At 42.2% G+C, this 15,832-nt stretch carries 12 protein-coding genes; 7 read left to right on the forward strand and 5 right to left on the reverse strand.

The window, feature by feature from the left end; translation table 11 throughout:
* Window positions 1–85 precede the first annotated feature (85 nt).
* Entirely contained in the window at window positions 86–610 is a 525-nt protein-coding gene (locus FN961_RS21500) for a hypothetical protein (RefSeq protein ID WP_144042225.1), read from the forward strand.
* A gap of 273 nt (window positions 611–883) precedes the next feature.
* Here the strand turns inward: FN961_RS21500 and yaaA are convergent, their stop codons facing one another.
* Window positions 884–1,657, reverse strand: coding sequence for a peroxide stress protein YaaA (yaaA, locus tag FN961_RS21505; RefSeq protein ID WP_144042226.1), 774 nt, complete (start codon window positions 1,655–1,657; stop codon window positions 884–886).
* 118 nt (window positions 1,658–1,775) lie between these two features.
* A complete protein-coding gene (locus FN961_RS21510) occupies window positions 1,776–3,245 on the reverse strand; it encodes an alanine/glycine:cation symporter family protein (protein ID WP_144042227.1) in 1,470 nt (489 codons plus the stop codon).
* Window positions 3,246–3,675: 430 nt separating this feature from the next.
* Between FN961_RS21510 and FN961_RS21515 the strand changes: the two genes are divergently transcribed.
* From FN961_RS21515 to FN961_RS21535, 5 genes are all read left to right on the forward strand, one after another.
* Window positions 3,676–6,042 (forward strand): phosphoketolase family protein, encoded by a 2,367-nt coding sequence (locus FN961_RS21515; protein ID WP_144042228.1) that lies wholly within the window; start codon window positions 3,676–3,678, stop codon window positions 6,040–6,042.
* Between the two features lie 237 nt (window positions 6,043–6,279).
* On the forward strand, window positions 6,280–7,398 hold the full coding sequence (locus FN961_RS21520) for an OmpA family protein (protein WP_144042229.1): 1,119 nt from the start codon (window positions 6,280–6,282) through the stop codon (window positions 7,396–7,398).
* A 272-nt stretch (window positions 7,399–7,670) separates the two neighbouring features.
* Entirely contained in the window at window positions 7,671–8,627 is a 957-nt protein-coding gene (gene tal / locus FN961_RS21525) for a transaldolase (protein ID WP_144042230.1), read from the forward strand.
* A gap of 15 nt (window positions 8,628–8,642) precedes the next feature.
* Entirely contained in the window at window positions 8,643–10,280 is a 1,638-nt protein-coding gene (gene pgi, locus FN961_RS21530; RefSeq protein WP_144042231.1) for a glucose-6-phosphate isomerase, read from the forward strand.
* Window positions 10,281–10,505: 225 nt separating this feature from the next.
* A complete protein-coding gene (locus tag FN961_RS21535; RefSeq protein ID WP_012323916.1) occupies window positions 10,506–10,691 on the forward strand; it encodes a DUF3545 family protein in 186 nt (61 codons plus the stop codon).
* Window positions 10,692–10,905: 214 nt separating this feature from the next.
* On the opposite strand, the gene FN961_RS21540 is transcribed toward FN961_RS21535, so the two are convergent.
* Window positions 10,906–12,003, reverse strand: a complete 1,098-nt coding sequence (locus tag FN961_RS21540) for a response regulator transcription factor (RefSeq protein WP_144042232.1) — start codon at window positions 12,001–12,003, stop codon at window positions 10,906–10,908.
* Between the two features lie 85 nt (window positions 12,004–12,088).
* Complete coding sequence (locus FN961_RS21545) at window positions 12,089–14,140, reverse strand: hybrid sensor histidine kinase/response regulator (RefSeq protein WP_144042233.1); 2,052 nt, start codon at window positions 14,138–14,140, stop codon at window positions 12,089–12,091.
* Between the two features lie 133 nt (window positions 14,141–14,273).
* Between FN961_RS21545 and nfo the strand changes: the two genes are divergently transcribed.
* Window positions 14,274–15,140: a deoxyribonuclease IV gene (gene nfo / locus FN961_RS21550; protein WP_144042234.1), complete on the forward strand. Its 867-nt coding sequence runs from the start codon at window positions 14,274–14,276 to the stop codon at window positions 15,138–15,140.
* A gap of 28 nt (window positions 15,141–15,168) precedes the next feature.
* On the opposite strand, the gene FN961_RS21555 is transcribed toward nfo, so the two are convergent.
* The gene (locus FN961_RS21555) at window positions 15,169–15,477 is read right to left on the reverse strand and encodes a hypothetical protein (protein WP_144042235.1); all 309 of its coding nucleotides are present in this window, start codon (window positions 15,475–15,477) and stop codon (window positions 15,169–15,171) included.
* Window positions 15,478–15,832: the final 355 nt, after the last annotated feature.

Genomic DNA, 15,832 nt, shown 5'->3' on the forward strand with positions numbered 1-15,832 from the left:
TGGTTACTTTCTACGAGGCATTGATGAAACACTCATTACCGAATTTTATAGTTAGCTATTTTTATTGTTCGAGAGAGAAAATTAATTGTCAAACCAATTGGAATTGTTAGAAAAAATTGTAACAAATACAGCGTCAAGCAGTAACCTTATATGGATTGCTGCGATAACGGGTGGTACGGCAATTTGTACAGCTGCTGTTACAGCATCAATTGGTTATTTTAATAGTAAAACTTCAATGTCATTTGAAGCTAAACAATATGAACGGGTGCAATACTATAAATTGATGGATGAAAAGAAAGTTAAACACTCAGAGTTTCTTAGCCAATCCCAAGAGATGATTCAAAGTACTCTAAATTTATTTTATCTTCCAGATTCAGATGAGTATAAGCGGTATTTACGGGCATTCAATGATGCGCAGATAATATCAGATGAACATTTTTCCTTAGCTTCTTATCAGGTATTTGATGAGGTCCAGAAATTTGCACTTCTCAATAAAGAAGGGCTCTCCTGTGATTTTTTACTCGGTCTAGTTAATGCTGCGAGGGAGAAGGTTTCAATTTTGAGAGCGATAGCAAAGACTGATGTAACAAAGCCATACACAGGCAGCTAACATATAAGCGAACAAAGGGATTGTAGCGAATTAACCTAAATCGAAGAGATAAACACTCAGGTGTGAACGCGGCTGTGACCTTCGACAGCAAGGACGCTGTCGTAGAGCCCACAGGGATTGTGCTTGCGGCGAGTCACAGAAGTGTTTGCACATTCAGCGAGCCGCAGGCTATAAGTTAATATTGAAGTTTTGGCACCTAGTAAACTTAATAAGTACCAAACCTGCCCAATGAACCCAATCTAAAAAGATACTTATAACTTGTTATCAGACAAGTTATTGTTCTTCGCGTTTGAAAACGGGTGAAGCAGGCGTTGATTCGGCTTCGCTGTAGTAGTATCCCGCCACATCAAATTGGGTTAAACCTGCTAGGGTTTTAATGTCATTATCAAGAATATATCTCACCATCATGCCGCGAGCTTTCTTGGCGAAGAAGCTAATCACCTTGTATTGGCCATTTTTACGGTCTTTAAATACTGGCGTGATAATCGTGCCTTTAACCAACTTAGGCTTAACCGCTTTGAAGTATTCGTTCGATGCTAGGTTAACGAGGAGTTCATCCCCCTGCTCTGACAGTGCTAAATTCACTTCGTCGGTGATCACATCACCCCAAAATTGATACAGATTGGTGCCATTAGCATTCGCCAAACGAGTTCCCATCTCTAAACGATAGGGTTGCATCAAATCTAACGGCCTTAGCAAGCCATATAAGCCCGATAAGATACGTAACTGAGTCTGAGCTCGCGCTAGGCTTGCTGTCGATAAGCTGTCGGCATCTAAGCCTGTGTAAACATCACCACGAAAAGCATAAACGGCCTGCTTGGCATTATCGGTGGTAAATGTTGGACTCCAGCTTTCAAAACGGGCCGCATTTAACCCAGCAATTTTATCGCTAACTTTCATTAACGAGGCAATATCGGCCGGCGTCATTTTACGACACTCATTGATCAACTGCTCACTGTACTGGGTTAACTTAGGGAGAGTGAATTCAGTTGTCGCCGCTTCGTTTTCATAATCTAAGGTTTTTGCTGGTGAAACTAAAACTAACATTCTTCATCCTTAAGGTGCACTAATGTAGGAACATGATACTTTTCAAACCGAAAAAAAACCACGCTATTACACGTGGTTTTTTAGATTGTGCTAATTCATTTAGCCAAACCTAGACCGATTAAGTCTCTGTTTGCTTACTCTCTTTATCACTCAAAGGTGTTTTCTGATTTTTATTAACCCAGATCCCACCCTCTAAATTATCAATTTCAGGAAATTGAGTACTGTCGAAAGTCGGTGTAACGCCTAACTTTAACTGACGCTCATAATCTTTAATGACGGCATACGCCACTTTAGACAGCATCACGATAGCCGCAATGTTCACCAAGGCCATGAGTCCCATCGTCAAATCGGCAAAGTTCCATACCATGCTCAGCGATGCCACAGAGCCTGCCATCACCATTGCCAGTACTAGACCACGGAATATATACAATACCTTCTTGCTCTTACTAAGGAACATGACATTGGTTTCAGCGTAGCTGTAGTTGGCAATAATAGAGGAGAAACAGAACAAAATTATCGCAAATGCTAAGAAGTAGGCTGACCAACCTCCAAGCTGGCTGGTTAAGGCTAACTGTAATAAGCCAATACCTTGCTGCCCATCTGGGTTATCGAGTACACCCGATAGCAAAATAATCGCAGCAGAAGCGGAACAAATGACGATGGTATCCACAAAAACACCCACCATCTGCACAAAACCTTGAGACGCAGGATGATTAGGGTTTGGTGTCGCAGAAGCTGCAATATTTGCAGCGCTACCCATACCGGCTTCATTTGAGAACAAACCACGTGCAATACCGGCCATCATGGCGCCCATGGCACCACCAGCAGCCTCTTCCCATCCCATTGCACTCTTAAAAATCAAAGAGAACGCAGCAGGCACTTGATCAAGGTTCATCACCAAAACAACCAGTGCGATGCCTAAATAGGCAACTGCCATCACAGGGACAATTAGCTCGGATGCTTTAGCAACCTTTTTAAGTCCACCACATATGATGTACGCAGAAGCAAGTACAATGACAACACCAATGATAGTTTTATCAAAGCCAAATGCATTGTTGAGTGCATCGGTCATGGTGTTAGCTTGCACTGAGTTGAAAGCAAAGCCAAAAGCGGTGATAAGCAATATCGAGAAGACAGTGCCCATCCAACGTTTACCTAGGCCACGCTCCATATAATAGGCTGGACCACCTCGGAACTGACCATCGCTGTCTTTGACTTTATAAACCTGGGCTAAGGTTGACTCAATAAATGCTGTCGCCATACCCAGCATGGCAATGAGCCACATCCAGAAAATAGCACCTGCGCCACCAACGGTTATCGCAACCGCGACACCCGCCATGTTTCCGGTTCCGACTCGCGCAGCCATCGAAGTACAAAAGACCTGGAATGACGAGATCCCATCGACTTTTTCACGACCTTGAAGCACCAGTTTTACTCCGTGTCCGAACAGACGGAACTGAATAAAACCTAAACGGAGTGTAAATAGGATACCAGCAGCAACCAACACATAGATAAGCACACTGCCCCAGAGCAGGCCATTGGTATAATTGATCGCTAACTCGATCCAAGTGATTAAATTTTCAAACATAAGCTAATTTTTATCCCTATGACAAATACAAACTAAATTATTGTTCTGTTCTGTATTTGACTTGTTTAATTTTCCTTCCAATTTTGATCAAAGAATACCGGTAAATTTTCTTTTAGAATAATCCTTCCGTAGCCTAACTCAGCCACGTTTACCGAATTCGATGTCGCAAAATAGCATACCATTAAAAATAACCCGCGTGATCAAGATCTCATTTAACCATTTGCATAACACCTAAATCACAACTATCTCTCTACAACCTCATCTTTCACAACTGATAACACATAGGTTTTACCAGCATTTGAGCAACATTCAATAAAGTTCATAACTTTATCAAAACAAGATATAGGGCACATTTTTGTAATAAAATTACAAATATAGTGATTGGCATAAGGTTTGATTAACTTTTTGCTTACTAAAAATGGGGTCATTTATGTCACATCAGCAAGAGATCAGCGCATTAAAGAAATTTGTCCGAGCCACTAACTTTTTAGCCACGTCACAAATTTATCTCAAGCAAAACGTACTGCATAAGCGTTCACTACATCATTCTGATATTAAGCCGAGATTACTAGGCCACTGGGGAACCTGCCCAGGTATCAACTTTGTCTATGCTAACGTCAATCGACTCATCGTTAAAAACCAGCGCTCATTTGTTTACCTCGTCGGCCCAGGCCACGGTTTCCCAGCAGTGCAAGCTAACCTATTTATGGAAGGATCACTCAGCCATTTCTACCCTGAGAACATTCCCTATAATGAAACAGGTATTGAAGATATCTGTAAGAAATTCTCAGCCGCATACGGCTACCCTTCTCATGCAAACCCTGAAGCACCAGGCCAAATTCTAGAAGGTGGTGAACTTGGTTATTCACTGTCTGTCGCATGGGGCGCAGTATTAGATAACCCAGACTTAATTGCAGCGTGTTTAATCGGTGACGGTGAATCTGAAACCGGCCCATTGGCAGCATCTTGGTACGCTAACCGTTTAGTTGATCCCGCCACCAACGGGGCAGTGCTTCCCATCGTTCACATCAACGGCTATAAAATCTCTGGCCCAACTCGTATGGGCCGCATGAGCCACGAAGAGTTGGATCTTGAGTTTAGAGGCCTGGGTTACCAGCCATTCATTATCGATGATGAACTGGAAGAAGATGTCTATGTGCAAATGATAAACGCCATGGACACCGCGTATGCGATGATCACTGATATCCAAACCCGTGCACGCAATGGAGAAGATGTCGTTAAGCCTCGCTGGCCAGTTATTCTTATGCGCACAGCCAAAGGTTGGACGGGAACTGCTGAATATAATGGTAAGAAGTTAGCAGGTAACTGTGAGTCACACCAAGTCATCGTCAACAAGTGCGCCACCGATAAAGGTCACTTAGATGCTCTTGATACTTGGCTTGCCAGTTACAAGTTCAATGAACTCTATTCAATCAACGAACAGGGTGAATTAATTTTTGATAACGAGATCCAATCATTAATTCCACCAAGTGAACTTTGTTGTGGTCAACAACGCTTAAGTTACGGCGGTGAAGTCGTTCGCTCATTGATTAAACCCGATCTTGAAAAGCTCGCCTACGGCCCCGACACGCCGAAAGGACAGCGTGGCGTGTCTATGTACAAAATGGGCGAGTGGATGCGTGATGCATTTAAACTGAACAGTGAACAACGCAACTTACGCATCTTTAGCCCAGATGAAACCTATTCAAACCAACTTCAAGCCGTATTTGAAGAAACGGATCGCTCATGGCAATGGCCTATCGAAGAGTGGGATCAAGATATGGCTCGCGACGGACGCGTCATAGAGCTTCTCTCTGAAAACTTACTCTTTGGTATGATGCACGGTTATACCGTCACCGGTCGTCACGCTATGTTCCCTACTTATGAGTCTTTCTCGCAAGTGGTGTCTTCAATGGCTGACCAATACTGTAAATATGTCTATGCAAGTCAGGGCGTTCACTTCCGTAAACCTGTTCCAGCTTGTAACCTTGTACTGTCCTCGCTCCTTGAACGTCAGGATCACAATGGCTATTCTCATCAGAATCCCTCCTTCCTTGGTGCCATGTTAGAGAAACACCCTAAGATCATCTCAGCTTATCTGCCTGCCGATGGTAACAGTACACTGGTCTATACCGAGCGTGCTTTTGACGACAGAGACAAACTGAACATTCTGGTCGCTGGTAAAAAAGACCTCCCTCAATGGCTAACACTTGATGAAGCCCGTCAACAAGCCAAAGATGGTGTCATGGTGTGGGATTTTGCATCAGATGAAGATCCTGATGTCGTACTAGTCGGGTGTGGGGATTACGTCACCCAAGAGGCGATGGCATCTCTAGTGCTAATTCGTGAATTGCTACCACGAGTACGTATCCGTTTTGTCAGCGTTACCGAACTCACCAGCAGCGGCCTTGGTAGTGTAGAGTTCCAAAGCAAGCCATGGTTAATGGATGAAGTATTTACCGCCGATAAAGGGGTGATATTTAACTATCACGGTTACCCAAACACCATTAAGAAGCTTGTATTCGATTATAAAGGCAGTCGCAGATTCAGAATCAAAGGCTATGAAGAGGAAGGTTCTACGACCACACCATTCGATATGGGCGTGCGTAACGGCACCTCGCGTTACCACTTAGTCATCGATATGGCATACAAGTTGTTCCAACAAGGTGTTATTGATGAAACTCAACATGTTGATTTAACCACTGACATGCTTCAACGTTTGGTTGATCACAGAAACTACATCAAAGCTAACGGTGTCGACCCCATCAGCTTAGAAAACTGGGTTTGGACACGCTAAAACGGCTTCATTAAACATAATTAACCTACAGGTGTATCCGCCATGGGTACACCTTTCACATTAAAAACCACTCAACACAACCAATAAACCACAATCCAATTGGAAATTATTCACAATTCAATGGATAATAGTGACACCAGCGATAACAACAAAGGAATCCCCTCCCAAAGGGCTGGATCTGCATCATCAATCGATAAGCAGTCATGGGGAAGTATTTATAATAAAAGGATTTCGAAAATGATGAACAATACATTGAAAGCTGTTCTGCTGACATCTATGCTCCCGTTCGCAGCCAATGCGGCACAAGAGCTGACACCCTGGTACGTTGGTGGTGGTATAGGTGTTAATAACTATGAACCAAACTGTGACATGAAAACCATGAAAGCTTGTGGTAAAGATGATCCATATGCTTGGGACGTATTCGGTGGCTATCTATTCAATGACTATTTTGGTGTTGAATTAGGCTACCGTGATCTTGGTCGCGCAGAGTGGACTGACTACTCAAATAAATTAAACGATGTTGGAGCCAAAGGCATGACCTTAGGCCTAGTTGGTTTTTTACCGCTATCACAACGCTGGGGCCTTTCGGCTGAAGCGGGCGCGATGAACTACCTACTATCAAACAACAAACAGTGGGGCACTGAATATTACAGTGATAGTGGCGTAGCTCCCTACTTCGGCGTTGGTGTTGACTACAACATCACTGAAAGTTTAAAAATGCAGCTTAAATATCGCCGCTATGAGAATTTAGATGATGATAAGTGGAACACACTTAATATGGAAAGCAACTATTGGGGTTTAGCACTTAGCTACCGCTTCGGTACTGCCGCTCCTGCAGTTGTCGCAGCCGCACCTGTGGTGGTTGCCCCGCTAGATTCTGACAATGATGGCATTATTGATAGCCTCGATAAGTGTGGCGATACACCATCAACTCACCAAATCGATAACTACGGTTGTAGTCTCAGTATGTTTGTTGAAACGACTGAACAGCATGAAGTTGGCTCAATTCTATTTGCTAATAATTCCTCTATCGTTAAAAAGGAATCATATGACAAAATAGAAAAGCTAGCGACTTACATGAACAACAATCCAAAATCGACAGTTCTCATTTTGGGTCACTCATCAAATGTAGGGCAAGCTGACTACAACATGATGTTATCTGATAAGCGTGCTAATTCAGTTGCTAACATTTTGATTGAAAAATATCGCATCAATCGTAGTAGAGTTTCAGCAAAAGGCGAAGGTATCACTCAGCCAATTATGGAAGGTAACAGCGAAGAAGCAAACAAAGCGAATCGCCGTATAGAAGCCTACATAACTGATTCAAAAAGCGAAGCCGTGTTAATGCTTAAATAATACGTAAATTCGATAGTTGATACATTAAAATCGCTGCCCAATGGCAGCGATTTTTTTATCTGTAATGATAACAAACTACAAGCTATACTCTCGGATACTCAATTTAAGCGCGTATTTTCGAGCAATCTTACCCTTTAAATGCCTTTTTACTGATATTTTACAACTTTACTGTAATTTTTTTTCATTTATGGTTGGATTTATCATCAAGATAGCTTCTAATACCTGCTGCAAATCACAAACCTTAAGCTGCTTCTTAAGAAGGATGTAATTTTATGGCTAATACACTAGAGCAATTCAAATCATTCACTACCATTGTCGCTGATACTGGAGACATTGAGGCTATCAAGCGTTACCAACCAGAAGATGCTACAACCAACCCGTCGTTAATTTTAAAAGCAGCCCAGATCCCGGACTATGCTCACCTTATCGAAAATGCAATTGAGTGGGCTAAAACACAGAGCGATCAGATTGAACAACAAGTGGAAGATGCCGGTGATAAACTTGCCGTTAATATTGGTGTTGAGATATTAAAAATCGTTCCAGGCCGTATCTCTACCGAAGTCAATGCTTGTCTATCATTTGATAAAGCAGGTTCTATCGTTAAAGCACATAAGTTGATCAAACTTTATCAAGATGCTGGCATAGACAAATCTCGTATCCTAATCAAATTAGCATCAACTTGGGAAGGGATCTGCGCAGCTAAAGAGCTGGAGCAAGAAGGCATTAACTGTAACCTAACCCTATTGTTTAGCTTTGCTCAAGCACGTGCATGTGCAGAAGCTGGGGTTTTCCTTATCTCTCCTTTTGTAGGCCGAATTCTTGACTGGTACAAGAAAGACACTGGACTCGATTACTCAGCATCTGAAGATCCAGGTGTCGTATCTGTCACAGAGATCTATAACTACTATAAGCAACATGGCTTTAATACTGTCGTGATGGGCGCAAGCTTCAGAAACACAGGCGAGATAATTGAACTTGCTGGTTGTGATCGTCTAACGATTGGCCCTGCCCTTCTTGAAGAGATGGCAAACTCACAGACACAAATTGTGCGTAAACTTGTTCCAGCTGAAACAACAGTAGCAGCCGGTGAGCCACTGACTGAAGCGCAATTCCGTTGGGAGTTCAATGAAGATCCTATGGCGGTTGAAAAGCTTGCCGAAGGTATACGCAACTTTGCTATCGACCAAGGAAAGCTAGAAGCCATGCTAAAAGAGCAACTAGCCTCTTAGGAAGGAGTGAAAGAGATGACCAGATTGACCCAGAGTAACACTTGGAAAGCGCTTCAAACTCATACTCAGGCACTGCCTCATATGAGAAGCTTGTTCGAAGATGATACTCAACGTTTTAACAATATGTCGACGTCAGCCTGCGGTCTATTTTTAGATTATTCTAAGAATAGAGCGACAGAAGAAACGCTCTCTTTGCTTTTTAAGCTTGCTGATGAAACCCAGTTAGTATCGAAAATTAACGCCATGTTTAATGGTGAGATTATCAATACAACAGAAAATCGAGCTGTATTGCATACCGCACTTCGCGCTAAACCTGAACAGAAAATAATGCTTGATGGTGTCAACATTGTACAAGAAGTACAAGAGACTCAGCAGCAGATGGCTAAATTCGTTGAAGCTGTGAGTTCTGGTCACTGGAAAGGCTATACAGGCAAAGCGATCACTGATGTGGTTAGCATAGGTATTGGTGGCTCCTTTTTAGGGCCTAAAATCGTCTCTCAGGCACTTAGACCTTATTGGACAGGAAAGCTAAACTGTCACTTCGTCGCCAACGTTGATGCTAGCTCTATTACAGAGAAGCTTAAAGTGTTGGATGCTGAAACGACCTTGTTCGTGATGTCTTCAAAATCTTTTGGTACCCAAGAAACACTCACCAATACGTTAAGCGCTAAAGATTGGTTCTTAACCCAAGGCGGCGAGCAAAATGATGTCGCTAAGCATTTTGTGGCCGTGACTTCTAACGTTGCTAAAGCCACCGAATTCGGTATAGATGCTAATAACATCTTTCCGATGTGGGATTGGGTTGGAGGCCGTTACTCTCTTTGGTCAGCGATTGGATTACCGATTGCCCTTTTGATAGGAATGGATAACTTCCTTGACATGCTAAAGGGTGCCAATGAGATGGATCAGCACTTTTTGAATGCGCCACTCACTGAAAACATGCCTGTGCTCATGGGATTATTTTCACTACTTTATGGCAATTTCCACGGTGCTCAATCACATGTAGTGCTCACTTATGATCACTATCTAAGAGGCCTTCCTGCCTACTTCCAACAGCTTGATATGGAAAGTAACGGTAAGTCTGTCACCTTAGATGGAACACAGGTGGACTTTAGCACTGGCCCAGTCATTTGGGGCGGTGAAGGCACCAATGGACAACATGCTTATCACCAGTTGCTTCATCAAGGAACGGCATTAATTCCAGCTGATTTCATCATGCCACTCAATAGTCATAATCCACTAGGTGAACATCATATTCAACTTGCGTCTAACTGCTTTGGTCAAACCCAAGCACTGATGCAGGGACGTAATTATGATGAAGCACTAGAAGAAATGTCTGACAGTAAGCTATCAGCTGATGAGCAAGTCTTAATTGCTAAGCATAAAGTGATGCCAGGTAATAAGCCTAGTAATACTATTTTGATGGATAAACTGACGCCAACAACCTTAGGCTCCTTAATCGCACTTTATGAACATAGAACGTTCGTTCAGGGTGCCATTTGGGACATCAACTCCTTCGATCAATGGGGTGTTGAGCTAGGAAAGAATCTAGGTAATGACGTCTTAGACAGACTCAGTGCAGACACTGATGCAACGGCATTAGACAGTTCAAGCAATGGACTGATAAACATGTTTAGGCAAGGTAATATTTAACCTTGTCGCTTAGATTGAAAAAAAGCCAGTTTTGACTGGCTTTTTTTATTTCTTAAATAAAATAAACCCATCTTATTGTATTTAATTAACTTTATTCTACTTAGCGTTTATCCGCGACTTCAACAAATCACATCAAATTAACACAAATGAAACATTTCTCTTGCACACTATTTTAAAAGTGTGGTATTTATTTGTTGAACAGAATAACAACAATAGGAGGTTGCCATGAATCGATTAGATTATGGTAGTGCGCTAGATGCAGTCGTAGAAAGGCCGAGTCGCTCAAGAAGCTCCAACAAGAAGCGTAAATGGCGTGAAATCGAAGCACTGAAAGAAAAGCATCGTTTACTTAAAGAACTACAAGATATCGACAAAAGTTTCGAATGCGAGTTAGATAACCTCCTAATGTAGAATATAAAAAAAGAGCGCTTAACGCGCTCTTTTTTGTGTCTGGCCATAAATGTTCCATACATTTTATGGCATTTCCTCCCTCCCTGGAGGTCAGAACACTTATGTCAATTTCCCATGGGTCTTAGATGTTCCCGACATCTTTAAGACATTTCCTCCCTCCATGGAGGTCAAGGATAGAAATTTACGTTGTGTCTGGCCATAAATGTTCCACATTTTAAGAGACACTCGACTCAACTACATTTCTAACCGTTGTGAGCGACCCCTGTAGACGATAAAAAGCATCTCCTGCAGAACTTGCCTCTTTCAAATTTTTCTCAACTAAAGAAGCAAAATAATCCTCCTGCTCTTCAGTCATGTCCAATACATGGAAACTGCTGCGGATCTCAGTCGTTACACTGGTCAATGCAGTACTGAATTTTTTATCATGTTCAACAATTGCCCCAGAGATATTGCCCAACAGATCTTGAATCTCTGTAAACACAAGTCCTAAGGTTTTTTGTCGACCAATATCTAACACTCGAGCCTCCAAACCTTCAACAATAACGGCAATCACATCCCTCAATCGACCGTATAACACTTCATCATCCATCGGCATGTTCTTAATGAGGAAAGAGACATGATTGTCATTACAGATAGTTCTACAACCAAAGTCATATAAGCGGCCATGCTTGTCTAGCAACTCTAGAATATTAGCTTCGATAGGGCTGATATCCGCATGCTTAGGCGCAAAATAATGCACCTTATCATCACGGATCTCTAAACAAGTGCTTAAATTTAACTGCTGCATCAATTCAAAAAAGGCATCAGCTAGGCTTTGGTAATCATTACAAAGGAAACATTGCCTAAAGAACTGCAAAACGGCCCCATATTGTGATGACTCCGTCATCGATTGAAAAGCCATGTTCCTCGACATAGATTCTGCTTGAACTAAGGTTTGCTTCTTAGCTTGATATGAAGCAACCGCCTGAACCTTTGCTTGCAGCTCTTTAAGTTCAAAAGGCTTGGCAATAAAATCAACCGCACTGACTTCGTAAGCTCTTAATCTTTCTTCAAGGGTATTCATGCCTGAAACAAATATGACTGCAACATCTTTACCTGAATTCATCAGCTCTTGGCATAGCTCGATACCACTCACGTCAGGTAAGTTAATGTCCATAAGAATGAGCGCGGGGGTTTCCTGCTCTTCTAGTGCGGCACGATATGTACTTGCATCATTAAAGAGTGAAATCTGATACTCATCACTAAGCACTTCAGATATCAGCTCACAGTAATCAATGTCATCATCGACTACCCATACTAATATTTGATCCATACACTCTCTCTCCTTTTAACGCCTATAATTCCATTTATATTGGCTTGCAAATGTTGTTTGCCCAATCACGGTCGAGTACAAAAACCTACTCTTTATTACCTTCATCCTCTGAAGAGAACTCTATGCCTATTTGCTCAAGTGAATTAACAAGCGCCTCTAAATCAAATGGCTTATGTAATACTCGATAGGGCATATCTTCGTTCTTATTAATGCCAATATCACCGATAAATCCAGAGATCAGTAGTACTGGCAGCTCATTATTCTCCGACAGTTCTTTTGCTAGCTCATAGCCATTGAGCCCACCGGGCATAAGTACATCGGTAATAAGTAGCTCTATGCCCCCGAGACCATCACTGTACTTCCTCCTGACCTCTAAGGGGTCTGAATAAGACTCAACTTCCATTCCCAATATTTCGCAATAATCGGTCAACACATTCAGTAACTCGACTTCATCATCGACAATCAAGACTTTGAGCTTCTTAGCAACCACAGGCATTTTTATCCGCTCATCAGATTTTATCTCTTCAACCGAAGCTTGTTTAGCCACTGGGAACCAAAGGCGAAACTCAGTCCCGTGTTCGTCAGATTTAATCACGCTCATGTAGCCTTTAGAGCGTTTAACAAAACCATAGACCATTGAGAGACCTAAACCAGTGCCTTTACTCTTATCTTTGGTGGTAAAAAAAGGCTCAAATATTTTCTCTAAAAGAAGAGATGGAATACCACAACCCGAATCAATCACTGACACCGTCACGTATTGCCCATCTTCAACCTGTGGGCTACCCGTTATTCCAGGAAGCAAACCACTTAAGTACGTAATATCAGTTTTAATTAAGAGATCCCCTTCCCCCTCCATCGCATCTTTGGCGTTGAGGACCAGGTTGAGTAGTGCATCCTCAAGATCACCTCTATCTACGTAGATATTGGTGATCTCAGTCTTAATTTCCGTCTTAAGTGTTATCTGACTCGTAAGGGATTTCCCTAAGAGCTCCTCCATATCTTCAATCACGTCATTCACATGACAATGATGAGCGCTGAATTGCTCCTCTCTTGAAAACTGCAATAAACGTCGAGTTAAATCAGTGCCTCTTTGGCAGGCCTTAAAAGCATTGCCAAGATAACGAACGAGTTTCTCTTCGGTATTTTTAAACTCCAGCAACTCCAAGTTGCCTTTCAATACGCCCAGAATGTTATTGAAATCATGTGCGATACCTCCCACAAGCTGCCCCATAGCTTGCATTTTCAGGGTTCTAGCCATAATGTGCTGTATCTGCTTTTTCTCAGTAATATCCCTGCCCACCAGCGCAAATAAACTGCCATGCCCACTTGTCTCCTCCAATGCAACGAGGTGCATGTGCAGTAATGCTTCCTCGTTGTACGCCGTAGTACAAACAAGTTCACCATCAAATTCAGCACGAGAATTAATGGCTTGTAAGAGCTCGCTGCCGTCATATTCTGTTTGATTTAGCTCAAATAACATTGTGATAGGCTTACCAATTAACTGACTGCGGGGATATTGACTCACACTGGTAGCTGCAGCGTTTGCATACATGATACTGGGTACGCCAAAGGGGGAGCGGCTCGCCACTAAAATGAGGTCTTCACTATTACTGACAATAGATTGGAACATCTCACTATCAACAGCAGGGGTAGATCTGCCTTTTGCGCTTTCTTTCCAGCCATCAGGCTGCAGCACTAACATCCCCATAATTATCTCAGACAGAACCGGACTGGATTCTAAAAGAAATGATAACCACTCCTCGCTTGCTGAGTGAAAGAATATTTGAACATTTGCTTTTTTCGCTGGCCAAATAACAAATGATTTCCAACAATGGACTTCCGGTTCTTGATCCATAAAAGGCCAATCTTTAGCTTCTTTCCATAACGTTAGATAACGAACCGGGTCACGACACCAACAAGTCGTACACGCCGGCATCTCTTCTGAATCGAATGAATCTTTAGGGAATATTAATACCGCTTGAGATTGGCTAAACTCAGCCAAGATCCGGCAAAGTGGAAGCAGTACATCTTCACCATTAATAAAGTCTGCTTGTAACTTCCCAAGCTCAGCAAGAAGCCTAGGCCAAAAGGGATTAAGATCCGTTTGAGAGAATTCTTTAAACACTGTAGAGTCCATTCCGATTACCCTTCCCCTAGCAATACTGATTATTAACTTTATCAATCTGTTATTTAGCATAGTTAAGGCTTGGTATTTCGCGACTTTATTCCTCTAAAAAATTGCACTTAACTATGTAAGGAAATTTATTTAAATGAATTCTAAGCGATGGATTGGCGCACATGTCAGTGCCTCTGGGGGTATTGCCAATGCGCCCATTAATGCAAAGAAGATAGGGGCGAATGCGTTCGCTCTGTTCACCAAGAATCAAAGAAGGTGGCAAGCGGCTCCCCTATGCCCTGAGCAGATATTGGCCTTTAAGCAAAACTGTGAACAAGCCAATATCTCAAGTGACGCAATCTTGCCCCACGATAGTTACCTGATTAACCTTGGCCATCCAGATAAAGAGCAACTGGAGAAATCGCGAGAGGCATTTTTCGATGAGATGGATCGCTGTGAGCAGATAGGCTTATCATTGCTGAATTTTCATCCTGGAAGCCACTTAAGAAAAATTGAAATTGATGAGTGTCTTGCCAGAATAAGCCAATCAATAAACATGGCCTTAGAGCGCACCAGTAAGATCACTGCGGTAATTGAAAATACCGCAGGACAAGGATCTAACTTAGGTCATAGCTTCGAGCAGTTGGCTCAGATCATCGATAAAGTGGAAGACAAATCTCGGGTTGGGATCTGCATCGATACCTGCCATATGTTTGCCGCAGGTTACGATATAAGTTCATATCAAGCCTGTGAGGAGAGTTTTACACTGTTTGACAAGATTGTAGGCAATCAATACCTCAAAGCCATGCACCTCAATGACAGTAAAACACCGTTAAACAGTCGGGTCGACAGGCATCAATCTTTAGGCTTGGGTCATATTGGTAGAGAGGGGTTTAAATTTATCATGAATCATCCCGCCACTGAAAATATTCCACTAGTGCTGGAAACCATTAATTCAGATATTTGGGCTGATGAAATAAACTGGTTACGCAGTTTAGAGCAAAACAAGTCAGCGACTTAGGTTTTACTTGCAGACATACCTATTGTTATCAGCGCAGGCATTTGTATATAACAGCAACGACTTTGGTAGGCTCACCATGATCGGTTTGTAACCACACGATATGTGTTCCGCCCAGTTCTTCGCCGTGAATGATGGCGTCGAGCTTGGCATCACTTAACGCCTTTTCTCCCCTTCCAAATCCTGTCACCATGGCAAAACTGTCACAATGAGTAACTTCGAAATCATAGGCTTCATTGATCCTGTGGTACAAATCATGTTCGTCCATTACTGAACACGCCGAAAGCATAAATGAAATCAGTATTGCAGTAAAAAATCGATACACAGTTTTGGAACTCATCAGAAAAACTGCGACGCAAGATATACATATTTAAGCGAGTAAATCGTGATCTTGATCACACCAACATATCTGCAAGAGTTACACAGTGTTACACAAGTGATGATTAGCGTTAAGTGTAAATCCTATTCTTAAATTTTTACTACCATGTGAATGCTTATATGCCATCGACTGCCAGCTCACATAAGCGTTAACAAAGGTATCGGAATTTAAAAAATAAAAAAGAGAGCATACGCTCTAATGCCGATCATTTAGTGATAAATCGATCGGTTGACTGATCTTCTAGATGCTTCAGAATCCGAGTCCTACCTCTAGGTCTCGGATTTTTTTATGCAAGTATCTCAAGCTTTTGACATTA

The organism is Shewanella hanedai (assembly GCF_007197645.1).
Lineage (GTDB): Bacteria > Pseudomonadota > Gammaproteobacteria > Enterobacterales > Shewanellaceae > Shewanella > Shewanella hanedai.